Origin of the sequence: Cupriavidus sp. BIC8F, from assembly GCF_032465815.1 — a bacterium.
In the GTDB taxonomy this organism is placed as follows: domain Bacteria; phylum Pseudomonadota; class Gammaproteobacteria; order Burkholderiales; family Burkholderiaceae; genus Cupriavidus; species Cupriavidus necator.
On the sequence record NZ_CP136094.1, the window covers coordinates 678,162 to 701,182 of the forward strand.

22 protein-coding genes are annotated in these 23,021 nt (G+C 67.7%); 13 read left to right on the forward strand and 9 right to left on the reverse strand.

The genetic code is table 11. From position 1 onward, the window contains the following. The first annotated feature begins 126 nt into the window (after positions 1 to 126). A complete protein-coding gene (locus tag RS901_RS03120; RefSeq protein WP_316151474.1) occupies positions 127 to 1,026 on the forward strand; it encodes a DMT family transporter in 900 nt (299 codons plus the stop codon). Positions 1,027 to 1,607: 581 nt separating this feature from the next. Next, positions 1,608 to 2,573, forward strand: coding sequence for a magnesium/cobalt transporter CorA (corA, locus tag RS901_RS03125; protein ID WP_013957984.1), 966 nt, complete (start codon positions 1,608 to 1,610; stop codon positions 2,571 to 2,573). Between the two features lie 12 nt (positions 2,574 to 2,585). Here the strand turns inward: corA and mtgA are convergent, their stop codons facing one another. From mtgA to mpl, 8 genes are all read right to left on the reverse strand, one after another. Beyond that, the gene (gene mtgA / locus RS901_RS03130; RefSeq protein WP_041228464.1) at positions 2,586 to 3,287 is read right to left on the reverse strand and encodes a monofunctional biosynthetic peptidoglycan transglycosylase; all 702 of its coding nucleotides are present in this window, start codon (positions 3,285 to 3,287) and stop codon (positions 2,586 to 2,588) included. A 74-nt stretch (positions 3,288 to 3,361) separates the two neighbouring features. Further along, a complete protein-coding gene (gene aroE / locus RS901_RS03135) occupies positions 3,362 to 4,249 on the reverse strand; it encodes a shikimate dehydrogenase (RefSeq protein ID WP_316151475.1) in 888 nt (295 codons plus the stop codon). Further along, positions 4,249 to 5,181 carry an energy transducer TonB gene (locus RS901_RS03140; RefSeq protein WP_316151476.1) on the reverse strand — a complete coding sequence of 311 codons (933 nt, stop codon included), beginning with the start codon at positions 5,179 to 5,181 and terminating at the stop codon, positions 4,249 to 4,251. Before RS901_RS03140 ends, aroE begins: the two co-directional genes overlap by 1 nt. A gap of 107 nt (positions 5,182 to 5,288) precedes the next feature. After that, on the reverse strand, positions 5,289 to 7,385 hold the full coding sequence (locus tag RS901_RS03145) for a ribonuclease catalytic domain-containing protein (RefSeq protein ID WP_316151477.1): 2,097 nt from the start codon (positions 7,383 to 7,385) through the stop codon (positions 5,289 to 5,291). Between the two features lie 266 nt (positions 7,386 to 7,651). After that, complete coding sequence (gene fabG, locus RS901_RS03150; RefSeq protein WP_316151478.1) at positions 7,652 to 8,392, reverse strand: 3-oxoacyl-ACP reductase FabG; 741 nt, start codon at positions 8,390 to 8,392, stop codon at positions 7,652 to 7,654. Continuing rightward, on the reverse strand, positions 8,389 to 9,051 hold the full coding sequence (locus RS901_RS03155) for a chorismate--pyruvate lyase family protein (RefSeq protein WP_316151479.1): 663 nt from the start codon (positions 9,049 to 9,051) through the stop codon (positions 8,389 to 8,391). Before RS901_RS03155 ends, fabG begins: the two co-directional genes overlap by 4 nt. Then, positions 9,048 to 9,662: a YqiA/YcfP family alpha/beta fold hydrolase gene (locus RS901_RS03160; protein ID WP_316151480.1), complete on the reverse strand. Its 615-nt coding sequence runs from the start codon at positions 9,660 to 9,662 to the stop codon at positions 9,048 to 9,050. Before RS901_RS03160 ends, RS901_RS03155 begins: the two co-directional genes overlap by 4 nt. Before the next feature lie 18 nt (positions 9,663 to 9,680). Continuing rightward, complete coding sequence (mpl, locus tag RS901_RS03165) at positions 9,681 to 11,066, reverse strand: UDP-N-acetylmuramate:L-alanyl-gamma-D-glutamyl-meso-diaminopimelate ligase (RefSeq protein ID WP_316151481.1); 1,386 nt, start codon at positions 11,064 to 11,066, stop codon at positions 9,681 to 9,683. Between the two features lie 202 nt (positions 11,067 to 11,268). Between mpl and RS901_RS03170 the strand changes: the two genes are divergently transcribed. The 10 genes from RS901_RS03170 to RS901_RS03215 all read left to right on the forward strand — a co-directional run bounded on the left by RS901_RS03170 (position 11,269) and on the right by RS901_RS03215 (position 20,068). Continuing rightward, positions 11,269 to 11,997: a UDP-N-acetylmuramate--alanine ligase gene (locus tag RS901_RS03170; protein ID WP_316151482.1), complete on the forward strand. Its 729-nt coding sequence runs from the start codon at positions 11,269 to 11,271 to the stop codon at positions 11,995 to 11,997. Continuing rightward, the gene (locus RS901_RS03175) at positions 11,994 to 12,542 is read left to right on the forward strand and encodes a TlpA family protein disulfide reductase (protein ID WP_013957994.1); all 549 of its coding nucleotides are present in this window, start codon (positions 11,994 to 11,996) and stop codon (positions 12,540 to 12,542) included. The genes RS901_RS03170 and RS901_RS03175 overlap by 4 nt, the downstream gene beginning before the upstream one ends. A 196-nt stretch (positions 12,543 to 12,738) precedes the next feature. Next, the gene (gene aroQ, locus RS901_RS03180; RefSeq protein ID WP_011616025.1) at positions 12,739 to 13,236 is read left to right on the forward strand and encodes a type II 3-dehydroquinate dehydratase; all 498 of its coding nucleotides are present in this window, start codon (positions 12,739 to 12,741) and stop codon (positions 13,234 to 13,236) included. 165 nt (positions 13,237 to 13,401) lie between these two features. Continuing rightward, a complete protein-coding gene (accB, locus tag RS901_RS03185; RefSeq protein ID WP_316151483.1) occupies positions 13,402 to 13,863 on the forward strand; it encodes an acetyl-CoA carboxylase biotin carboxyl carrier protein in 462 nt (153 codons plus the stop codon). Positions 13,864 to 14,108: 245 nt separating this feature from the next. Next, on the forward strand, positions 14,109 to 15,461 hold the full coding sequence (gene accC, locus RS901_RS03190; RefSeq protein WP_018312111.1) for an acetyl-CoA carboxylase biotin carboxylase subunit: 1,353 nt from the start codon (positions 14,109 to 14,111) through the stop codon (positions 15,459 to 15,461). A 43-nt stretch (positions 15,462 to 15,504) separates the two neighbouring features. Further along, positions 15,505 to 16,407: a 50S ribosomal protein L11 methyltransferase gene (gene prmA, locus RS901_RS03195; RefSeq protein ID WP_316151484.1), complete on the forward strand. Its 903-nt coding sequence runs from the start codon at positions 15,505 to 15,507 to the stop codon at positions 16,405 to 16,407. 9 nt (positions 16,408 to 16,416) lie between these two features. Next, positions 16,417 to 17,871 carry a DUF3426 domain-containing protein gene (locus RS901_RS03200; protein ID WP_316151485.1) on the forward strand — a complete coding sequence of 485 codons (1,455 nt, stop codon included), beginning with the start codon at positions 16,417 to 16,419 and terminating at the stop codon, positions 17,869 to 17,871. Positions 17,872 to 17,970: 99 nt separating this feature from the next. Continuing rightward, positions 17,971 to 18,471, forward strand: a complete 501-nt coding sequence (tpx, locus tag RS901_RS03205) for a thiol peroxidase (protein WP_316151486.1) — start codon at positions 17,971 to 17,973, stop codon at positions 18,469 to 18,471. A 144-nt stretch (positions 18,472 to 18,615) separates the two neighbouring features. Beyond that, a complete protein-coding gene (locus RS901_RS03210; RefSeq protein ID WP_153954199.1) occupies positions 18,616 to 19,563 on the forward strand; it encodes a carbohydrate kinase family protein in 948 nt (315 codons plus the stop codon). A gap of 37 nt (positions 19,564 to 19,600) precedes the next feature. After that, complete coding sequence (locus tag RS901_RS03215) at positions 19,601 to 20,068, forward strand: membrane protein (RefSeq protein WP_013958002.1); 468 nt, start codon at positions 19,601 to 19,603, stop codon at positions 20,066 to 20,068. Between the two features lie 294 nt (positions 20,069 to 20,362). Here the strand turns inward: RS901_RS03215 and RS901_RS03220 are convergent, their stop codons facing one another. Beyond that, the gene (locus RS901_RS03220; RefSeq protein ID WP_114130924.1) at positions 20,363 to 20,935 is read right to left on the reverse strand and encodes a histone H1-like DNA-binding protein; all 573 of its coding nucleotides are present in this window, start codon (positions 20,933 to 20,935) and stop codon (positions 20,363 to 20,365) included. 1,527 nt (positions 20,936 to 22,462) lie between these two features. Between RS901_RS03220 and RS901_RS03225 the strand changes: the two genes are divergently transcribed. After that, positions 22,463 to 22,927, forward strand: coding sequence for a DUF2147 domain-containing protein (locus tag RS901_RS03225; RefSeq protein WP_316151487.1), 465 nt, complete (start codon positions 22,463 to 22,465; stop codon positions 22,925 to 22,927). The last annotated feature ends 94 nt before the right edge of the window (positions 22,928 to 23,021 follow it).

Here is a 23,021-nt window from a genome sequence, read left to right on the forward strand (position 1 = left end):
GCAGCGGCGTGAAAACCTCTCACCCCTGCAGCATATGTCGCTTCCGGCAATTTTACCCGCTGCGTGCTATCGTTTTGCGCTTCCTCTCAAAACAAAGCGCGGCATGACGCACAGCCGCGTGCCGTCATGTCTCTCGATCGCCGCGGTATCTTCCTGCTTGTCGTGCTCACCCTTGCCTGGGGCCTCAACTGGCCCATCATGAAGGTAGGCGTAGCGCACTTTCCGGCGATGGGCTTCCGCCTGCTGTGCATGGCGGGCGGGCTGGTAGCACTGGGGCTGGCGCTGCGGTTGCGCGGCGATTCGCTGGCCGTGCCGCGGCGCCAATGGGGCACGGTGGTCCGCCTGGCCATTCCCAACATGGTGATCTGGCACCTGTTTGCCATCTGCGCGGTCAAGATGCTGTCCTCGGGCCGCGCCGCCATCCTGGGCTACACCATGCCGATCTGGGCGGTGGTCTGGGGGCTGGTGTTCTTCCGCGAACGCATAGGCGCCTGGGCCTGGCTGGGCATCGGCTGCGCGCTGGCCGGCACGGTGCTGCTGCTTTCCGGCGAGATCGCCGCGCTGACCGGCAGCCCGGCCGGCACGCTGCTGATGCTGCTGGCCGCGGCCGGCTGGGGCTTCGGCACCCAGCTGATGAAGCGCACCCAGACCGACGTGCCCATCGGCGCCATGACGTTCTGGATGCTGGCCGTGACCCTGCCCTTCCTGGCGGCCGGCTCGCTGCTGCTGGAAGACGGCTGGCGCATGCCCACGGCCGTCGAATGGGGCGCCATCGCCTACAACGCGGTGGTGGTCTTCGCCTTCTGCCACCTGGTCTGGTTCGGGCTGGCGCGCAGCCTGCCGCCGGTGGTGTCGAGCCTGTCGATCATGTTCATCCCGGTGATCGGCGTGTTCTCGGGCATGTGGATGCTGGGCGAGCAGCCGCACTGGCAGGATTACGCGGCGATCGTGCTGATGTTCCTGGCGCTGTCCTCGGTGATGCTGGCGCCGCTGCTGTGGCGCCGGCTGCAGGGCGTGCTAGGCTGATCCCGGGGTGGGCGCGCCCCGGGTCGTGAGAGGGCAACAGCGGGCCGCCTGCGCGGAGATTTCACTTAACAAGCCACCCTCCGTTGGGCTACACTCGCGGCCATCACAATCCCGGAGAAATTACGTGGGCAGTAGCATCGGGTGTTCGAGTTGCCGCAGCAGCGCTGCGACCTCTGCGAATGCCATGTCACTGCGGGCTGCGTAACGACGACCCGCCCGGAGCACCCGGCTCCGCGCCTCGTCGGCCTCGCCCGCAGCAGAACTGCGGGCGAGTGTCTTTCCGTGCCACCGGCGGCGCCATCTAGGCGCGCCGCATCGTTGCGGATCTTCCCTCTCCCGGCTAGCCAGCCAACCCAGGCAAACGCCATCGCCTTGTTCCGCCCGCCGAGTCCGTTGCGCCCGGCAGCCGCGGTACAGCGCGATCACGCTTGCCCGTGGCCCGGCCCTGGCAGAGCGCGTTCCGGCGTCTCGCCAGGCCATGCAGGGCATGACGGACTACCTGGGAATGCGGCGAGCCGCCTGCGCTTGTCTTCGCGCTTGTCTTTGTTTTTCGTCGCAATCAGCAATAAGGAATCCCGGGGATGATCAACCTGTTCGTCCTGCAGAAAGGCCGGCTTGCCCAGGAGCAGGTCGACGAGCGCAATGAGCTGCTGCAGCACAAGCCGATCTGGATCGATGTCGTCAATCCCGACGACGAAGAACTGAACTGGATCAAGGAAGCCTATGGCGTCGCCCTTCCCGAACTGGAAGACCTGGGCGACCTGGAAGCGTCCGCGCGATATTTCGAGGGCGAGGACGAGAATATCCATATCCGCACCGACTTCCTGCTGGACGAGGAAGAGGCCTTATCGCGCAACGTGCGCGTAGCCTTTGTGCTGACGCGCGACGTGCTGTTCTCCATCCACGACGAAGACCTGCCGGTGTTCCGGCTGGTGCGGTTGCGCGCGCGCATGCGCCCGGGCTCGGTGCGCAATGCCAAGGACGTGCTGATGGACCTGTACGCGACCGACGCAGAGTATTCCGCCGACTCGATCGAGGAAATCTACGAGCGGCTCGAAGAAGCGAGCCGCCGCGTGCTGGCCGAGAACGTGACCGATGCCGCCGCCGCCGACGTGCTGGAAACCATCGCCCGCGAGGAAGACTTGAACGGCCGCATCCGCCGCAACGTGATGGACACGCGCCGCGCGGTGTCCTTCCTGATGCGCAGCCAGCTGCTGTCGGCCGAGCAGCAGGACGAGGCGCGCCAGATCCTGCGCGACATCGACTCGATCGAGAACCACACCGCGTTCCTGTTCGACAAGATCAACTTCCTGATGGACGCGACCGTCGGTTTCATCAACATCAACCAGAACAAGATCATCAAACTGTTCTCGGTGGTGTCGGTGGCGCTGATGCCGCCCACGCTGATCGCCAGCATCTACGGCATGAACTTCAAGTTCATGCCGGAGCTGGACTGGGCCGCGGGCTATCCGTGGGCGATTGCGCTGATGGCGGTGTCGGCGGCGATTCCGCTGGTGTATTTCCGCAGGAAGGGCTGGCTGAGCTGAGCCCCGCGGGGCTCAGTCGGGCAGCGTGGCTGCCCCCATCCGCCGCGCGATGATGCCCGCCTTGGCGCGGAAGTTCACGCGCACGTTGGCGCAGTACTCCTTCTTGTCGAAGCACTTGGGCGCAGGCAGCGCCGCGGCCAGGCGCGCGGACTGGCCCACGCTGAGCTTGTCGGCGCCGGTGCGGAAGTAGTGCTGCGCCGCGGCCTGCGCGCCGAACACGCCCTCGCCCCACTCCACCGAATTCAGGTAGATCTCGTAGATGCGCTGCTTGTCCAGCCAGAACTCGAGCATCCACGTGATGGCCAGTTCCTGGCCCTTGCGCAGGTAGTGCTGCTCGGACGACAGGAACAGGTTTTTGGCCAGCTGCTGCGTGATGGTGGAACCGCCGCGCACGATGCGCCCGCGCTTCTTGTTGCGCTCCCACGCATCGAGCATGGCATCCAGTTCATAGCCGGGGTGGTTGACGAAGTCGGCGTCCTCGCTGGCGATCACCGCGCGTTTCAGATTGCGCGAGATACGGTCGTAAGGCACCCATTGCCGGTCGAGGCCGCAGTTCCAGACATTGATGCCGCACAGGCGCCAGCGCTCGGCGCGCATGAAGGTGGTGGTGGTCGGGTTGATGTACTGCCACGAGGCGATCTGCACGAAGAAGTACAGCTGCATCGCCACCACGCCCGCCGCCACGCAGCCGAGCAGGTAGCCCAGCCAGCGCACCGGGCTGAACACGGCACGGGCCGGCGCGGCGCTGGCCGTGCGGTTGCGGTTGGCCACGGCTGGCGGCGCCCCGGTCAGCCCTTGCGTTCGGCCTGCAGCGCGGCGCGCAGCTCGGCCAGCACGGGCGCGGTGCGGGGCCGCACGCCACGCCAGATATAGAAGGCCTCGGCGGCCTGCTCGACCAGCATGCCCAGGCCGTCGCTCACGCGCGCGCCGCAGCGGGCGGCGAACTGCAGGAACACGGTGGGCTCGGCGCCGTACATCATGTCGTAGGCCAGCACGCCTTCGCCCAGCAGGAACTCGGGCACCGGCGGCACTTCGCCATGCAGGCTGCTGGACGAGGCATTGATCACCACGTCGACGGCTTCGTCCTCGGACAGCCCGTCGAGCGCATCGAGCCCGCCGCCCCACAGCTCCACGCCGTACTGGTCGGCGGCTTCGACAAATTCTTCCAGCATGTCGCTGGCGCGCGACGCGGTGCGGTTGGCCACCACGATGCGCGACGGCCGGCATTCGATCAGCGGCAGCATCGCGCCCATGGCCGCGCCGCCGGCGCCCAGCAGCAGCACGCGCTTGCCTTCGATCAGCGTGTCGAGGTTGTCCTGGATATCGCGCACCAGGCCGATGCCGTCGGTGTTGTCGCCATGGATCATGCCCTCTTCGATCCACAGCGTGTTGACCGCGCCGGCGGCCTCGGCGCGCTCGGTCAGGCGGTCGGCCAGGTCATAGGCCTCCAGCTTGAACGGCACCGTCACGTTGCAACCGTAGCCGCCCTCGGCAAAGAACTGGCGCACGGTGTCGGCAAACCCGTCCAGCGGCGCCTCCAGGCGGTCGTATTGCACCGCTTCGCCGGTCTGGCGCGCAAAGGCGGCGTGGATCGCCGGCGAACGGCTGTGCGCGACCGGGTTGCCGATCACCACGTAGCGGTCGGAAGTGGCTTGGGAAGAATCAGTGGATGTCATCAGCGTGCCTGCAAGCGGGTTTCCAGCCCGCTGCGCGAAAACTTGAAAGTGGAAATGACTTCGAGGATGTCCTGGCGCGACGCCATCTCGGCGGTAAAGGGGCCGAACGGCGCGGCCGCGCGCACGATCGCCACGGCCTGGCGGTCCAGCGCGGGATCGCCCGAGCTCTTGACCACGTCGATGGCATCGACGTTGTAGCCGTCGCGGTTGTAGCCGAGCTTGCCCAGCCGGTTGACGTTGATCACCAGGATCAGCTGGCCGTACAGCGGCTTGCCGTTGCGTTGCGGGAAGTCCGTGGTGCCGCGCGCCTCGATCTTGTGGCGCAGCCGGTCGTAGTACTGCGCGTAGTCGACCGCCTGGGCGCTGGTGGCGGTCAGCTGGAAGCGCTTGGGCCGCTTGGCGTAGTGGTCCAGGTTGCGGCCGATCTCGGCCTCCAGCCTGGCCATCTCGTCGGTCGAGGTGCGCTCGTCCTGGCCGCGCTGCGGGTTGTCCTGGCGCTTCTCGCCGGGCTTGAGCGGCTGGTTGCGCACCGACGGCGCGGCCTCGCGCGACTGGGTCAGCAGGCGTTGCTGCTCCTGTTCCAGCTGCTCGACGCGGCGCTGCACCTGGCGCACCAGGTCGCCTTCCTGCGTCTGGGTCTGCGCGGGCAGCGGCGTGGTGGCGCGCTGCAGGTCATGGTCGCCGCCGCCGTCCAGGTTGGCTTGCGCCAGCGCGGTCGGGTTGCGCGGCTTCTGCGCCGACTTGGCATTGACCAGCACCACGTCCAGCGCGGCATCGCTGCGCTTGATCTCGAACACCTCGGGCGCGGCCACCCGCACCATCAGCAGCAGCACGTGCACGGCCACGGAAATGGCCAGCGCCTTGGCCAGCGTACTGCTGTTGTGCCACCTGGCATGCCACCAGTGGCGGGGAGCGGCGAGAGTGGCGTTCACGATGGATGGAGGGTGGCTGAAGGGCCGGCGGCGGCCTGGCAAGACCGGGGCCACGGGCCCCGGATCAGACAGGCATTGTAAGTGAGCGCCGCCGATTTCCGAAGGCTTCAGCCAGCCGCCGGGGTGCCGGTGTCGCGCTCGCCCGACGCCGCGCCGGCATTGTCGTCGCCAGCCGTGGTTTCGCCCGAGACCCCGGCGGCCTGCTCGGCGGCGTCCTCGGCGGCCGCCTCGGCAGCGGCTTCGGCGGACAGCTCTGCGGCTTCTTCGTCGCTTTCCAGCTCCTCCTCGGGCACCTCGCCTTCACCGGCGAAGATTTCCAGCACCCGGCAGGAGACTTCCAGCGTGATCTCGTCGGTCTCGCCGATCTCCAGCAGCACCTGCGTGCCGCGCTGCGCCTGGACCAGTTCGGGTACGCGCGTCACCAGCGGGATCTCGGTAAAGCGCACCGCGCCTTCCTTGAGCACCGAGGCCACCATGCGCTCGCGCTTTTCCTGCTTGAGCCAGCGCAGGCACCAGTAGCGCTCCATGGTCGCCTGGTGGTCGGCATAGGCGGCGTAAGTGCCTTCGAAGTCTGCCACCGCGGCCAGCAGGTCGGCGTCCTTGGGCTTGAACGGCGCCACCAGCTTGGCGGTCACGCCGTGCTGGGCCACCGCCAGGATCTGCCACTGGTTGACCAGGTCGACATAGCGGCGCAGCGGCGAGGTGCTCCACGCGTACTGCGCCACGCCCAGGCCCTCGTGCGGCGCCGGGTAGGTCTGCATGCGGGTGCGGTGCATGCCCCACGCCTTCTGCGTGCGGTAGATGCCCGGCACGCCGTTGTCGGCCAGCAGCTTGCCCCAGGTGCTGTTGGCCAGGATCATCAGCTCGGCCACGATCTTGTCCAGCGGCGAGCCGCGCTTGCGCTGCTCGATGCGCACGCGCTGGCTGCCGTCGGCCTGGTCGTCCAGGTAGAAATTGAAGTCGGCGCGGTTGTGCGTCTCGGGGCGCAGGCCGCTGGCCAGGCGCGCCTGCTGGCGCTCGTCGTACAGGTAGCCGGCAAAGTGCCACAGCTGCGTCAGTGCGTCGCGGAACGGGTAGTCGCCGGTGCCCGCGGCAAGCGAAGCCTCGGTGATGACATCGTCGAGCAGGTTGTGGCGCAGGTTGGCGGCGATCGGCACCATCTCGGCGCGGGTCTCGCTGCCGGTGATCAGCCACACGGTCGGGTCCACCGTCACGTACAGCGACAGCGCCGGGCACACGCGCCCTTCCTGCAGCGTGTAGCGTTCCACCACGGCGTCGGGCAGCATGGTGATCTTGTCGCCCGGGAAATAGACCGTGGACAGCCGCTGGCGCGCGACCGCATCGAGTGGTTCGCTGCGGCGGATGCCCAGCGCGGGGGCGGCGATATGGATGCCGATGCGCAGCTTGCCGTCGGGCAGCTTCGTCACGGACAGCGCATCGTCGATCTCGGTGGTGGTGACGTCGTCGATGGAGAATGCCTCCACGTCGGCCACCGGCAGGTCGGCGGGCGGCTCGGGCACGTCGGTATCCGGAAAGCCCGTGCCCTTGGGGAAGCATTCCGCCAGGAACTTGGCCTCATGCAGCGCGCGCGCGCTGGCGACCCCACCGGCGGCCACCATCAGCCGCATCGGGGTCATGCCCAGCGCGGTGCAGGCGGCGTCCATGGCCTTGTATTCCAGGCTGTTCTTGTCCGGCTTGAACAGCAGCTGCAGCACCTTGTTGCGGAACGTCTCCGGCAGCGTCAGCGCCTTGAGCTGTTCTTCATACTCGGCCTGCACCAGCGCCTGCTGGCGCTTGCGCTCGAGCGCCGCCAGCGCCGCCTTGAGCTGGTCTTCGGGCGCGCGCTGGTAGCGGCCGCGCCCCTTGCGGCGGAAGTACACCGGGTTGCCGTGCAGCGCCATCGCCAGCGCCGCCTGCTGCACCGGGCCGGGCTCGGCGCCGTAGTACTCGGCGGCCAGCTCGGCAAAGCCGAATTCAGCCTCGGGCGCGCATTCCCACAGGAAGTCCAGGTCGATCTCGGCCATCATGTCGCCGGTCTGGCGCACCAGCTCGATTGCCGACGGCTGCGCGAACTGCAGCAGCACGTCGCGCGACTTGACCTTGGTGCGCTTGCCGGCTGGCAGCTCCACCTGGTAAGCCTCGCCCTGCTGGTTCAGCACGGTGCCGGCGCGGATCTCGCCGCCTTCTTCGAACAGCAACTGCATCGATCGGTACTTTCAGAAATGCGCGGAACCGCGTCTGGCCGCCAAGAGGCAGCGCCGGGGCGGGTCCTGTGGGAGAAATGGTGCAACCGGGCGCAAACGCGTGCGAACGGAAGCGAGTGCGGCGCGCGGGGTGCAAATCGCTGACCGCGGGCCGCGCCGTATCGGTACGGCCTGAAACCTGGAATGATACCGCACCCCGCTCCGGCGCCTGCGGAGGCCGGTGCACCGGCAAGATGCGTGCGCCCGGCCCGCCGTGGCGCCGCGGTTCAGAGCGACATGCCGCCGCTGGCCTCGATCGCCACGCCGTTGACGTAGCTGGCGTCGTCGCTGGCCAGGAAGGCGTAGACGCTGGCGATCTCGGCCGGCTCGGCCAGGCGGCGCAGCCAGCAGGACGATTTCATGCCGTCCAGCACCTTTTCCGGCACGGTCTGCAGGATCTCGGTATTGACGAAGCCCGGGCACACCGCGTTCACGCGCACGCCCTTGGGGCCCAGCTCGCGCGCCCAGGTCTTGGTGAAGCCGATCACGCCGAACTTGCTGGCGGCGTAGTTGGTCTGGCCGAAGTTGCCGTACAGGCCGACCACGCTGGAAGCGTTCAGGATCACGCCCTTGCCCTGCTCGGTCATCAGGCCGGCCACGGCCTGCGCGCAGTTGAAGACGCCCTTCAGGTTGACGTCGATGACGGCATCGAACTGGGCCTCGGTCATCTTGGCCAGGCGTGCATCCTTGGTGATGCCGGCGTTGTTGACGAGGATGTCGACGCGCTCGTGCGCGGCCAGCACGGCGGCCACCATGGCATCGACTTCGTCGCGCCGGGTCACGTCGACGCGGTAGGCCGACACGGTGGCGCCGGTGGCGGCCAGCTTGTCGGCGGCCTCGCGCACGCGCCCTTCCTGCACGTCGCACAGGACAACGATGGCGCCGTCGGCGGCAAAGCGCTGCGCGGTGGCAAACCCGATGCCAGCGGCGGCACCGGTGATGATGGCAACCCGACCCTGCAGTTTCATCTCGTGGTCTCTTTCTTGGTTTCGGTAGTGTGTGTGGAGGGGCTTCGGTCTGTGGTCCGCAAATACCTGGGATGCGGAATCGCCTCGGTCCCCGGGGATGGCCGCGACAGCAGGTCCGGCAGGAACACTTCTGTCACGAGCATGACGCCGCCGCCGCGCCGGAACACCGAGCGCCGCGCCGGCAGCATTGGCAGTGGCGCCATGGCCGGCAGCACGCGCTGCAAGGCCTGGCGCAGCGGATGGTGCGGCAGCAGCCGCGCAAACTGGAACGGCTCGCGTTCCACCGCCGGATCGACAAACAGCCGACCGCCCAGCGGGCGCTCGCCCAGCCCCCGCAGGAACGGCCAGTCGCGGCGCGCATGGCGGCAGCGCACCACGGTATGGGCAAACACGGCGGGAATATCGTCGCAGATCAGCAGCACCTCGCGCGTCAGCGCGGGGGTGCGGTCGTGCTGGTCCAGCACCTGCCACTCATCGGCCAGCGGGCGCTGCGGGCGCTGCAGCAGGCGCGCCACGCGAAAGCGCTCCGACGCTGCCACCAGGCGCGCCGTCAGTGAGCCGTCGTCACCGGTCACCCAGCGCCGCAGGTTTGGCGTGATGGCTGCATCAAAGGCCAGGTGCGGGCTCCAGCTGCAGCGGCGCGCGGACTGCGCGCTCATGCCGGGCCTGCGCCGGCCGGCACCTTGCCGCCGGGACCATAGCCGCAGAAGGCGAGCACATCGTCGACGTAGTCGGCAAATTCGCTGATGCCGTGGTCGCTGCCCTCGATCACGCGGATGTTCGCGCCTGGGCAGGCCGCGACCATTTCACGGTAATCCAGCACCTCGTCGCCGGTGGCGGCGATCAGGTAATAACGTTCGGGATCGGTGATGGTGTCCACGCGCAGGTCCAGCAGCTCCTGCAGGTGGCGGCGCTCGACCGTGACCGAGCCGCCGCCGTGCCACAGCGGCTGTTCGCCCAGGTACGTTTCCAGGTCGGTCCAGGGGTGGATGGCCGGATTGAGCAGCACGGTCTTGCAGCCATGACGCTCGCCCAGCCAGCGGGCATAGAAGCCGCCCAGCGACGAGCCGACGATGGCGACCTCTTGGTCGCCGCCGGCCTGCGCGGCGCGGATCGCGGCTTGCGCCTGGGCAATCGCCATTTCGGGCGAGACATTGAGCGTGGGGCAGGCGTAGTAGCGGCCCACGCCCCACTCGCGCATGCGCTCCTGCACCAGGCGGGCCTTGAACGACTGGGGCGAAGAGCGGAATCCGTGCAGGTACAGCAGCATGATCGTCCTTCCCGCCGCTCAGCGTGCGGCGCCCTGAGCCAGGGCGTCCAGCAGCTTCTGGTGCACGCCGCCGAAGCCGCCGTTGCTCATCACCAGCACGTGGTCGCCCGGCTGCGCCGCGGCGCGCACGGCCTGCACCAGCGCGCCCAGGTCGTGGAAGGCGGTGGCCTTGTCGCCCAGCGGCGCCAGCGATTCGGCCAGGTCCCAGCCCAGCGCGTCCTTGCCGGCCGGCGCGCCGTAGCCGAACACCAGGTCGGCCTGCTCCAGGCTGGCCGGCAGCTGCGCCTTCATCACGCCCAGCTTCATGGTGTTGGAGCGCGGCTCCAGCACCGCCAGGATGCGGGCATCGCCGACGCGGCGGCGCAGCCCTTCCAGCGTGGTCTGGATCGCGGTCGGATGGTGGGCAAAGTCGTCATAGACCGTCACGCCGCCGGCCACGCCGCGCACTTCCATGCGGCGCTTGACGTTGGCAAAGCGGGACAGCGATTCGATCGCCTGCGCGGCCGGCACGCCCACATGACGCGCGGCGGCGATCGCGGCCAGCGCATTCATGCGGTTATGGGTGCCCTGCAGGTCCCACACCACGGTGCCCTGGACCGCAACGCCAAACCAGACGTCGAAGGCGTCCTTGCCGGGCGCCGCAGTGGCGGCGGCATTGCTCTCGCGCCAGTCACCCACGCCAAACTGCTCGACCTCGCTCCAGCAGCCGCGCTCCAGCACGCGTGCCAGGCTTTCCTCCACGCCGTTGACGACGATCCGGCCCTGGCCGGGCACGGTGCGCACCAGGTGGTGGAACTGGGTCTCGATCGCCGCCAGATCCGGGAAGATGTCGGCGTGATCGTATTCCAGGTTGTTCAGGATCGCGGTGCGCGGGCGGTAGTGGACAAACTTGCTGCGCTTGTCGAAGAAGGCGGTGTCGTACTCGTCGGCCTCGATCACGAAGAAGTCCGATTCGGTCACGCGCGCCGAGATGCCGAAGTTCTGCGGCACCCCGCCCACCAGGAAGCCGGGGTTGTAGCCGGCATCCTCCAGGATCCAGGCCAGCATCGACGTGGTGGTGGTCTTGCCGTGCGTGCCGGCCACCGCCAGCACCCACTTGCGCGCCAGCACGTGCTCGCCCAGCCATTGCGGGCCCGACACATAGGGCAGGTTGCGGTCGAGGATGGCCTCCATCAGCGGATTGCCTCGCGAGACCACGTTGCCAATCACGAACAGGTCCGGCTCAAGCGACAGCTGGGCGGGGTCGAAGCCTTCGATCAGCTCGATCCCCTGGGCCTCGAGCTGGGTGCTCATCGGCGGGTAGACATTGGCATCGCAGCCGGTGACGCGGTGGCCGGCCTCTTTGGCCAGCACCGCCAGGCCGCCCATGAAGGTGCCGCAGATGCCAAGGATATGAATATGCATGGGTTCCCGGAAAGACTTGAAGCCCGCAGGCGTGGGGATTCGGCACCCGGCGTGGCGCGGCGGCACGGCGGCTGTTTCAGGCCGTGTCTTGCGGTGCGGTGGCCGGGCAGGAAGCCTTCGATTGTACCCGAGCGCCCGCGGCCTTCGCTGCACTGCGGCAGCGCGCGCACCGGTTGCGCGGGAGCCTCCGGTATCATGGGGCATGACCCGACGCACCGCCCCCGACCCCACCCGCCTGCGCGAGGAAATCGCCCAGGCTGCCGCCCGGATGATTGCCGAGGATGGTGCCGACTACGCCACCGCCAAGCGCAAGGCCGCCCGCCAGGTGCTGGGCGAGCAGCGCGTGCCCGGCGAATGGCTGCCCGACAACGAGCAGGTCGAAGCCGAGGTGCGCGCCTATCAGGCGCTGTTCCACGCCGACAGCCAGCCCCGCGTGCTGGCGCTGCTGCGCCGGCTGGCAGTGCTGGCCATGGAAGACCTGGCGCCGTTCCGGCCTTACCTGGCCGGCGCCGTGCTCAACGGCACCGCCACCGAGCACTCCGATATCTATCTGCAGTGCTTCTGCGACAGCGCCAAGGATGCGACGCTGCATCTGATCAACGCCGGCGTGGACTTCGAGACCAGCGAGAGCCGCCACTTCGGCGGCCGCGGCGAGGTCGAGACCCTCAGCTTCCTGTGGAAGGGCCAGTGGCCCGACCGCCGCGAGGCCCGGCTGCTCGCCGGCGAGGTGCACGCGGAACTGGGTGCCCCAGTCGGCATTCATATAGCACTGTATGATGCCGTCGACGAACGCGGCGCCGTGCGTGCCGACGCCTCGGGGCGCCCGGCCCGCGCCGACGTGCAGGCGGTACGGGCGCTGATGGACGCGCCCGGCGATGCCGACCGGCCTGACGCCCGCCCCCTACTTCACTGGTCCAAGCCATCCCCATGACTGAAACCGTTTCCTCGCCCGCCCGCCGCTCCCGCCTCTGGCTGTGGATCGCCGTGGCCGTGGTCGCCTGCGCCACCGGTGCACTGGCCGGCCATTTCGTGTTCTCGCCCAAGCCCGCTAGCGACCAGGCGGTGGAGACCTTCTTCCAGACACGCCTGCCCGACGCCGCCGGCGCCGACCTGGACCTGGGCAAGCTGCGCGGCAAGACCGTGGTGATCAACTTCTGGGCGCCCTGGTGCGGGCCGTGTGTCGAGGAAATGCCGGAGCTGACCGCGCTGCATGAGGAATACAAGAGCCGCCAGGTGGAGTTTGTCGGCATCGGCATCGATTCTGCCGCCAATATCCAGCAGTTCACCACGAAGGTCCCGGTGGCCTACCCGCTCGCCGTGGCCGGTTTTGCCGGCACCGAGCTGTCGCGCAACTTCGGCAACAGCGCCGGCGGCCTGCCCTATACCGTGGTGATCAACCCGGACGGATCGGTCAAGTATCGCAAGATGGGACGGGTGACGGCCGAGGAACTGCGGGCCGTGCTGCCACGCGCCTGAGCATATTCTTCCGCCAAGTTCGCTGAATTTCGGTTTTCTTCAGCGATTTGTTTCGCCGGGGCACCAAAACGGCCAGAAAGTGCTTCAAGGGCCGCCGAAGCGTCGCAAAGGTCGCCAAGCCTTGTATCGCGCGCTAGACAAATCCCTCTAAGCTACGGTAATCTCCGCGCAATTTCGTTGATCTGGTCGAGCCGCCGTGACTGCAACCCGCTCCATCCGTCGCTCAGCCCGCTACCGCAAGGTGCTGGTCCTGCATGGGCCAAACCTGAACCTGCTGGGCACGCGCGAGCCGGAAACCTACGGGCACACGACGCTTGCCGATATCGACGCGGCCCTGGCCGAACGCGCGGCAAAAGCCGGCGTTTCGCTGGATACGTTCCAGTCCAACCATGAGGGGGCACTGGTCGACCGCATCCATGCCGCACGCGCGGAAGGGGTCGAGTTCATCATCATCAACCCGGCTGCCTACACGCACACCAGCGTGGCACTGCGCGATGCCCTGGCCGGCGTGGCGATCCCGTTCGTCGAGGTGCACCTGTCCAACGTGCACCGGCGCGAAAGCTTTCGCCACCACTCCTATTTCTCCGACGTGGCGGTCGGAGTGATCTGCGGGCTTGGCTGGCAGGGTTACCTGCTGGCGCTGGACTATGTGCTGGGCCAGGAGCAGCCGCCACCCGAGAGTTCGGGGAGCTGAACTCCCAAGATTTTTTCGACAACCTGCGCGCGCCGCCCGGCGGCCTGCGCCCGTTGGCGTGCCTCGGCACGGCGGGCGCGGATTTCCGGTGGCCGGCAACACGATTCTTCCGCCGCGGCCCGTCCCGGGCAGCGGCCGGATAACCCGATTCAGGAGGATAAAAAGATGGACCTGCGCAAGCTGAAGACGCTTATCGACCTGGTGGCCGAATCCGGCATCTCCGAGCTGGAAGTCACCGAAGGCGACGGCAAGGTACGCATCGTCAAGCAACCGCCGCAAATCGTCGCCGCGCCGATGGCCATGCCGCAGATGCAGGCGCTGCCGCCCGCTGCGGCCGCCGCACCGGCTGGTGCCGCGGCACCGGCTGCAGAGCCCATCGCCCAGCTGCCCGCCGGCCATGTGGTGACCTCGCCGATGGTAGGCACGTTCTACCGTGCACCGTCGCCGGGCGCCGCGCCGTTCGTCAACGTCGGCGACTCGGTCAAGGAAGGCCAGACTGTCTGCATCATCGAAGCCATGAAGCTGCTCAACGAAATCGAGTGCGACAAGGCCGGCGTCATCAAGGAAATCCTGGTCGAGAACGGCCAGGCCGTCGAATACGGCCAGCCGCTGTTCGTGATCGGCTGATCCTGACCGGCATGCCATGCCGCACGCTGCCATCGGCCACGCAAGTGGCCCCCGCAGCAGCGCCCGCGCGGCATGCCATGGCGTTGTTTGGCGCCAGGGACGTTGTGGGCTTCGCGGCCCGTTCCGTGCAGTTCCATGCAGTTCCGCGCAGTATGGCGGCCGCGGCGGCGACAGCCCCGGGCCGCGCGCCCGGCGTGCCGTTGCGGCACGCAGCGGGACCGCTACTGTTCTCGCAGAGAGAGACCATGTTTGAAAAAATTCTGATCGCGAACCGCGGCGAAATCGCTCTTCGCATCCAGCGCGCCTGCCGCGAACTGGGCATCAAGACGGTCGTGGTGTACTCCGAGGCCGACAAGGAGGCCAAGTACGTACGCCTGGCAGACGAAGCCGTCTGCATCGGCCCGGCCCCGTCGCCGCTGTCGTACCTGAACATGCCGGCCATCATCTCGGCCGCCGAAGTGACCGACGCGCAAGCCATCCACCCCGGCTACGGCTTCCTGTCCGAGAACGCCGATTTTGCCGAGCGCGTGGAGAAATCCGGCTTCGTCTTTATCGGCCCGACCGCCGACAGCATCCGCCTGATGGGCGACAAGGTGTCGGCCAAGCAGTCCATGATCAAGGCCGGCGTGCCGTGCGTGCCCGGCTCCGACGGCGCCCTGCCCGACGACCCCAAGGAAATCCTGGCCACCGCGCGCCGCGTGGGCTACCCGGTGATCATCAAGGCCGCCGGCGGCGGCGGTGGCCGCGGCATGCGCGTGGTGCACACGGAAGCCGCGCTGATCAACGCCGTCAACATGACGCGTGAAGAAGCCGGCCGCGCTTTCGGCAATCCCGAGGTCTACATGGAGAAGTTCCTTGAGAACCCGCGCCATGTTGAAATCCAGATCCTCGCCGACCAGCACCGCCAGGCGATCTGGCTGGGCGAGCGCGACTGCTCGATGCAGCGCCGCCACCAGAAGGTGATCGAGGAAGCGCCCGCACCGCACATTCCGCGCCGCCTGATCGAGCGCATCGGCGACCGCTGCGCCGAGGCGTGCAAGAAGATGGGCTATCGCGGCGCCGGCACGTTCGAGTTCCTGTACGAGAACAACGAGTTCTACTTCATCGAGATGAACACGCGCGTGCAGGTTGAGCACCCGGTCACCGAGATGATCACCGGCATCGACATAGTGCAGGAGCAGATCCGCATCGCCTTCGGCGAGAAGCTGCGCTTGCGCCAGAAGGATGTGCAGTTCCGTGGCCACGCGATCGAATGCCGCGTGAACGCCGAGGATCCGTTCAAGTTCACGCCGTCGCCGGGCCGCATCACCGCCTGGCACATGCCCGGCGGCCCGGGTGTGCGGGTCGACTCGCACGCGTATGATGGTTACTTCGTCCCACCCAACTACGATTCGATGATCGGCAAGATCATCACTTACGGCGCCACGCGCGAGCAGGCCATTGCCCGCATGCGGATCGCGCTGTCGGAAATGGTGGTGGACGGGATCCAGACCAACGTGCCGCTGCACCGCGAGCTGATGATGGATGCCAACTTCGTTGAAGGCGGCACCAGCATCCACTATCTCGAGCATCGCCTGGCGGAGCGCGCGAAGGCCTGACGCAACGTTACCCGCAATACACAAGCAGCAAGCAAGGAAGCCCGTGGCATTTCAGGAATGTGTGATCGAAGTGGCGCAGGACCAGGCCGAAGCCTGGTCTGATGCCTTGTTCGAACTCGGCGCGCTGTCGGTCTCGGTGGAAGACGCCGATGCCGACACGCCCGACGAGCAGCCGCTCTTTGGCGAGCCCGGGCTGGAACCGAAGCAACTCGCGTGGAACCGCTCGCGCGTGGTGGCGCTGTTCGGCGACGATGCCGATCCGGCCGTGGTGGTGGCGGCCGCCGCCAACCAGCTGGGCATCGACCCGGTGCCGGCCTACCAGTTGCGCGCGGTCGAGGACCAGGACTGGGTGCGGCTGACGCAATCCCAGTTCGAGCCGATCCGCATCGGCGAGCGCATCTGGGTGGTGCCGTCGTGGCACGACGCGCCCGAACCCGATGCCGTGGTGCTGGAACTCGACCCGGGCCTGGCCTTCGGCACCGGCAGCCATCCCACCACGCGGCTGTGCATGCAGTGGCTGGAGCAGAACCTGAAGCCGGGCGAAACCGTGCTCGACTACGGCTGCGGCTCCGGCATCCTGGCCATCGTGGCGCGCAAGCTGGGCGCGGGCGACACCGTCGGCATCGACATCGATCCCAACGCGGTGGAAGCGTCGCGCTACAACGCCGAGCGCAACCGCGTGGAAGCCTCGTTTGCGCTGCCCGAATCGGTATCCGAGGCCAGCTACGACCTGGTGGTCGCCAATATCCTGTCCAATCCGCTCAAGCTGATGGCCGCCATGCTGAGCGCGCGCGTGCGCGCCGGCGGACGGCTGGTGCTGTCCGGCGTGCTGGAGCGCCAGGCGGATGAAGTCGCCGCGGCCTACGCGCCCTGGCTGCCGCTGACGGTGTGGCGCAGCGAGGAAGGCTGGGTGTGCCTGCATGGCACCCGCGGCACCCGCCCCTGATTCACACCGATGGCCGCCGTCAAGCTAGTCACGCGCTGCCCGGCCTGCCGCACCGCCTTCCGGCTGGTCGCGGACCAGCTGCGCCTGCGCCAGGGCCTGGTGCGCTGCGGCCAGTGCGAGACGGTGTTCGACGCGCGCGAGCACCTGATCGAGATTCCGCTGCCGACCGACGCTGCGTCATCGGCATCATCGGCGCCGTCTGCGGCAGCTTCGCCTGCCGCGCCGCCCGCATCGGCTGAGGCCGCGCCTGCGCCGCAGCCTGCCTTCACCCCGACCATCGACCCCGGCTATGACGTGCCGGCGCTGGACGCGCCGACGATGCTGATGTCGTCGCCGGAGGACATGGCCATGCCGGCACCCGCCGGCATGGAAGACTCCGAGATCGAGCAGGCGCTGCGCGAAGCCAACGAAGCCGTCGCCCATCGCGATGCACGCGAGGCGCAACGCCAGGCTGCCGGCCCGGATGCGGCCCAGCCCGCCCCCGCCACGCCACCGGAGCAAGCCGAGGATACGCCGGCACAGCCAGCCCCCGCGTCCGCCTGGCCGGCACTCGATCACGGCGCACTCGATATCCCCGCCGCACCGGCGGCACCCCCGACCGCTACGGCGGCACCGGCAGCGCCGCAACCCGTCGATGCCGACGCCGAGCCCGCGCCAGTGGCACCCGCTGCCAGCATCCCCAGCGCAAGCGAGTTCCTGCGCGCGGCGTCAGCCGATGCCGGGTCCGAGCCGACCCCGTGGCCGGATGAAGCATCGGTCCGCCCCGCCACCTCGCCAGCCTCACCCGCCGTTGGCGAGGACGACAACGCCACCGGCCCCGACACCGGCCAACCCTTCAGCGTCACCGGCGGCGCCGTCGCGCGCGAGCAGACCACGCGCCGCTGGGCGCGCACCGAAGCACCAACCGGCCCGGTCTTCGCCCCCGACTTCCTGCGCCATGCGCGTGAGCGTGAGCGCGAACGCCAGCCCCGCAAGCCAGTGGCCGTGCCGCGCTCCGCCTGGCGCGTGGCCGCTGTGGTGCTTGCCATCGCCGCGGCCGTGCAAGTGGTCTACCTGGCACGCAGCCAGCTGGCCGGCCAGTTCCCGATGCTGCGCCCGGCACTCGAGACCGCCTGCGCGCCGCTGGGCTGCGACGTGCCGCCGTGGCGCGACATCGATGCGCTGCGCATCGAGACCTCGCAGCTGCAGCGCCAGGATGAAGACGGCGACACCTACCTGCTGGCGGTCACGCTGCGCAACCTGGGCCGCGCCAGCACCGCCCTGCCCGCGATCGAGCTGGTGATGACCGACCTGCAGGACCAGCTGCTGCTGCGCCGGGTGCTGCAACCCGCGGATTACCTGGAGCCGTCGCAGAAGGCCTTTGCCGCGCAGGGTCTTCGCGCGGGCATGGAGCTGCCGGTTCGGGTACGATTCCGAACGCAGCAGGCGCCAGCCAACTATCGCGTGCTGATTTTTTACCCCTGAATTCCCGGCCCGCCGCCGGACCGAATCCGAGTCCGGCAGCAGGCCGCGCCCCCCGCTCCGGACACGAACCGGAAATCCATCAGACAACAAGGAGTAGACATGAGCAACGTCACCCTCGGCGGCAACGCCATCGAAGTCGCAGGCAAGTTCCTGCAAGCCGGCGACAAGGCCCCCGCCTTCTCGCTGGTCGGCAAGGACCTGAAGGACGTCACGCTGGCCGACTTCGCCGGCAAGCGCAAGGTGCTGAACATCGTTCCGAGCCTGGATACCCCGGTGTGCCAGGCCTCCGCGCGCAAGTTCAACGAAGCCGCCAGCGGCCTCGCCAACACCGTGGTGCTGACGATCTCGGCCGACCTGCCGTTCGCCATGGGCCGCTTCTGCACCGCTGAAGGCCTGGCGAACGTGGTGCCGCTGTCGACCATGCGCGGCGCCGAGTTCAAGGGCAACTACGGCGTGGACATCAAGACCGGCCCGCTGGCCGGCGTGACCGCCCGCGCCGTGGTGGTGCTCGACGAGAACGACACCGTCAAGTACAGCCAGCTGGTGTCCGAGATCAAGAACGAGCCGGACTACGACGCCGCCCTGGCCGCGCTGAAGTAATCAGCGGCACGCCCGGGAACCCGCGGGTTCCCGGACGGCAGCGGCCGCCCGCATCCCGGGGCGGCCGCTTTTTTGTTTTCTGCCTGACCGATACTGCCCGCAAGGGCTCCGTTCCACCCAATCATCCCAACACCTGGAGAGAGCATGGCCAGCCTGATCTGCGGCTCCGTCGCCTACGACACCATCATGACGTTCGACGGACGCTTCCGTGAACACATCCTGCCGGACCAGATCCACATGCTGAACGTCTCGTTCCTGGTGCCCGGCATGCGCCGCGAGTTCGGCGGCTGCGCCGGCAACATCGCCTACACGCTGAAGATGCTGGGCGGCGATCCCGTGGTGATGGCCACCGTCGGCACCGATGCCGAACCCTACCTGGACTACCTGCGCAAGCTGGAGATCGCCACCGGCCACATCCGCGTGCTGCCGGAAACCTTCACCGCGCAGGCCATGATCACCACCGACCTGGACAACAACCAGATCACCGCCTTCCACCCTGGCGCAATGAGCCAGTCGCAGCTGAACAACGTCAAGGATGCGCTGGGCGGCGCCAGCGCGCCGGGCCTGGGCATCGTCGCGCCTGACAGCCGCGAGGGCATGCTGCACCACGCGCGCCAGTTCGCCGAGGCCGGCGTGCCGTTCATCTTTGACCTGGGTCAGGCCATGCCCCTGTTCAACGGGGAAGACCTGCGCGAGTTCGTTGAACTCGCCAGTTACGTGACAGTCAATGACTACGAGGCGCAGGTCCTGCTGTCCCGTACCGCATGGACCAGCGCCGAGGTTGCCGCCAAGGTTCGTGCCTTCATCGTCACGCACGGCGAGCGCGGCGCCAGCATCTTTGCCGATGGTCGCCAGTACGCGATCCCGGCCGTTGCGGCCGAGCGCATCGTGGACCCGACCGGGTGTGGCGACGCCTTCCGTGGTGGCCTGCTTTACGGCATTGAGAACGGATTAGACTGGGAAACGACTGGCCGCCTGGCATCGCTGATGGGTTCGGTCAAGATCGCACAACAGGGTCCGCAGAACCACTGGTTGTCGCGCGAGGAAATCGGCAACCGGTTCCAGTCTGCATTCGGGTACCGCTACGCCTGACCTGCGGCCAGCGCGTGGCTTTTTTTCGGGAAACGACATGAACAACAAGCTACGTGGCGGTGCCGTTGCCGTCCTTGCCGTCACCGCCCTGGTTGCCGGCTGCGCTACGCAATCCAACTCCAACAGCGTCTATGGCACGGGCCAGGCGCAGCGCGAACAGACCGTGCGCTACGGCGTGGTCGAAGGCATCCGCGAGGTCACCATCCAGGGTAACCAGAGCGGCGCCGGCACGCTGGCGGGCGGTGCCATCGGCGGCATTGCCGCCGGCAGCACCATCGGCGGCGGCAACGGCGCAGTGGCGGCCGGGATCCTCGGCGCGGTGCTCGGCGGCATTGCCGGCAGCGCGGCCGAGAACAAGATCAACCAGCGCCGCGGGCTGGAGATCACCGTACGCCTGGAAAACGGCGAGATGCGCGCAATCACGCAGGAGGCCGACGAAGCCTTCCGCCCTGGCGAGCGCGTACGGCTGCTGTCCTCGGGCGGCGTGACCCGGGTCACGCACTGAGCCCTCGCGGCCCCGCAGGGCCGCGCCAGGGCGCAGCAAGGCGCGCCGCACCCGCAAGGGTCGCGGCGCTTTTTCTTTTCGGCTTTGCAATTCCGTAACAGTGGCGGACCGCTCCCGCGCGCGGGCGCGCGGGCGCGCGCCCATGAAAAAACCCGCCGGGCGGATGCCATCGGCGGGTCGGCAAGACCTGGTGTCTTGCGGACCGGATACGCAGTATCCGGTCATGCGGGCACGCGCTGCGTGCCGGTGCGGTTCCTTGCGGAACGCGTAAGGTCCACTCCGTGGCGGAGCAGCTTACGGACGGTTGCCCGTCGGGAACGGCCAGGCAGCAGCCGGGTTCAGCGCGGTCTTGGCAGCCGAAGCGGGAGCAACGGCAGGGGCCGCGGCAGGCTTGGCAGCAGCCTTCTTGGCAGCCGGCTTCTTGGCAGCAGCCTTCTTGGCAGCCGGCTTCTTCGCGGCAGCCTTCTTGGCCGGTGCAGCCTTCTTGGCAGCAACCTTCTTCACTGCAGCCTTCTTGGCCGGTGCCTTCTTGGCGACAGCCTTCTTGGCCACGACCTTCTTGGCAGCAACCTTCTTCACTGCGGCCTTCTTGGCCGGTGCCTTCTTGGCGACAGCCTTCTTGGCCACGACCTTCTTGGCGGCTACCTTCTTCACCGCGGCCTTCTTGGCCGGGGCCTTCTTGGCGGCTGCCTTCTTGGCCGGTGCTGCCTTCTTGGCTGCGACCTTCTTCACAGCGGCCTTCTTGGCCGGTGCCTTCTTGGCGGCCGGTGCTGCCTTCTTGGCGGCTACCTTCTTCACAGCAGCCTTCTTGGCGGCCGGCTTGGCGGCCTTCTTAGCCGCCGGCTTTTTCTTTGCAGCAGTTGCCATGGATAACTCCTTCACTAGAGAGTGAATATCGAATGACCTAAGTTGGCGACCCGACCGACCCGAGGCGCACTACAGCAGCGCGGCCCCAGTCGAGCGAGCGATTCATCGGCGTGCGGCCCGACCACTGCTGCACGCTAATGAATTTGGTTGCAGGCGCACCGCCCCTGGCGGTGACTTGGCGGCCGGAGCGAGCCCGCAAGCGGGTCTCGGGCACGTGCCGCGCCCTGGAATATTCGATCAGCCCGCACCGCCTGTTGAGCCGGCGCACGGCCAGAAATGAGGAGATATCGGACAGCTGGCCTGCGGTGCGGGCTTGGCCTCGCGCACGGCAGGCGGCATTCATTCGGTGGTAGCGGGTCCAACCCGTTAATGGACCAAGGGAGACTGCACGCGTTTTAAGAAGCCGGTCCGGCCTGGTCTGCGTCAAAGTTCTCGTGCTCCTCAGCTACTACCTTCGTCACTGCATCGAAGCGCGCATCGCGCTCGTCGTTCCATCTTGCTTCCTGCTTCTCTGCAATGAAGTGAGACTCTTGTCAAGGCGAATCATAATTCGTTTGCACGATGATGTTAAGAAAAAAGTGCAAAAAAACTTGCCTGCATGTTTCGCTCGAACTAGTTCTCACGCTCGGTGTCACGAAGACGTTGCCGATAGCATCGCAACGCGTCGCTCGCACGCTGGTGCCGATGCGCGTTTCGCACGCTCGCGCACGCAGCGCGACACCCCATCGCACGCACCGCGCATCGCAGCTTTTACACACCGCCACAAACCCTGACGACCAGCATCGCAACACGCGCCTGACAACGGCGCAACGCCGCTGCGCACGTCATCGCGTTTTCCGAAAAACCGCATGGACAAAGGCTTTGCGGGTGATGCACCGATACGCGTGCGGCAGCCGTCGACTGGCGCGGACACGTTCCTGAACGCGCGCGCGCCACGCTGCGCGACACACGACCTGCATGCTTTACACAGTCGGCAGCGCACGCACGCGCCGCCGTGCGAGCGAGCCTCGCTCATGCTCGCCTCGCGCTTCGCGCGACACCGTCGCACACACCGTCCAGGAGTGATGCGTGCACGCAACGGTTTGCATCGACGCAACAGCGCGAAGACATCGCGAGGGCATCAAAGCGTTGCGATCGAGCCAAGCCGCGACGCTCGCGAAGCATCGCGGCAACACTTCGGCAGACGCTTCGATCAAGCCATCGGCATGCGTGTTCGATCCGCGCGCTTGCCGTGCGATCCGGATCGCGCGCGCCGTGCCTCGCGTGTTCGCGCTCTCACCCTCGCCGCTCGCCGCACCACTCGCCTCGCCCTGCCGGCAGCGCGTCGTACGTCCGCTTAGAGGATTGCTTCAGCGCCCGCCCGCCGGTGCCTTTTGCTGCATCACAATAACCCGCAAACGGCAGCTGCATGCGGCTTTGCGGGTAGCAGGCGATGGCGGCGGAAAGGCGCGCGCCGCGTCGCGCCGGATTGCGGCGCGGCCCCGGCGCCAGTAGATTGGCGTGGCTACGAACCTCAAAGGAGACATCATGCGCATCCATTCCCCCCTTGCTTCGACCCTGCGCGCCGCCGTGCTTGCCGCCACTCTGCTCGGCAGCGCCGCGGCGATGGCGCAGGCCACGCCCAGCGGCACGTGGAAGACCATAGACGACAACACCGGCAAGCCGCGCGGGCTGGTGGAGATCATTGAGAAGAACGGTGTCTTCAGCGGACGCCTGATCAAGACCTTCGTCGAGAGCGACGGCAAGCCGCGCGTGTGCGACAAGTGCACCGACGCACGCAAGGACCAGCCCGTCATCGGCATGACCATCCTCTCCGGCCTGCGCAAGACCGGCGACAACGAGTGGAGCGGCGGCGAGATCCTGGACCCGGAGAACGGCAAGGTCTACAAGAGCAAGATGTCGCTGGCTGAGGACGGCAACAAGCTCAACGTGCGCGGCTTCATCGGCATCAGCCTGATCGGCCGCACCCAGACCTGGGAACGCGACCACTGACCCCGCCGGCACGGCGCAGGACTCAGGGTTTCTCCGGGGCATGCCATTGCGTGTCCCAGCCGAAGGAGAAACGGCAGTCGAAAAAAAACCGGGC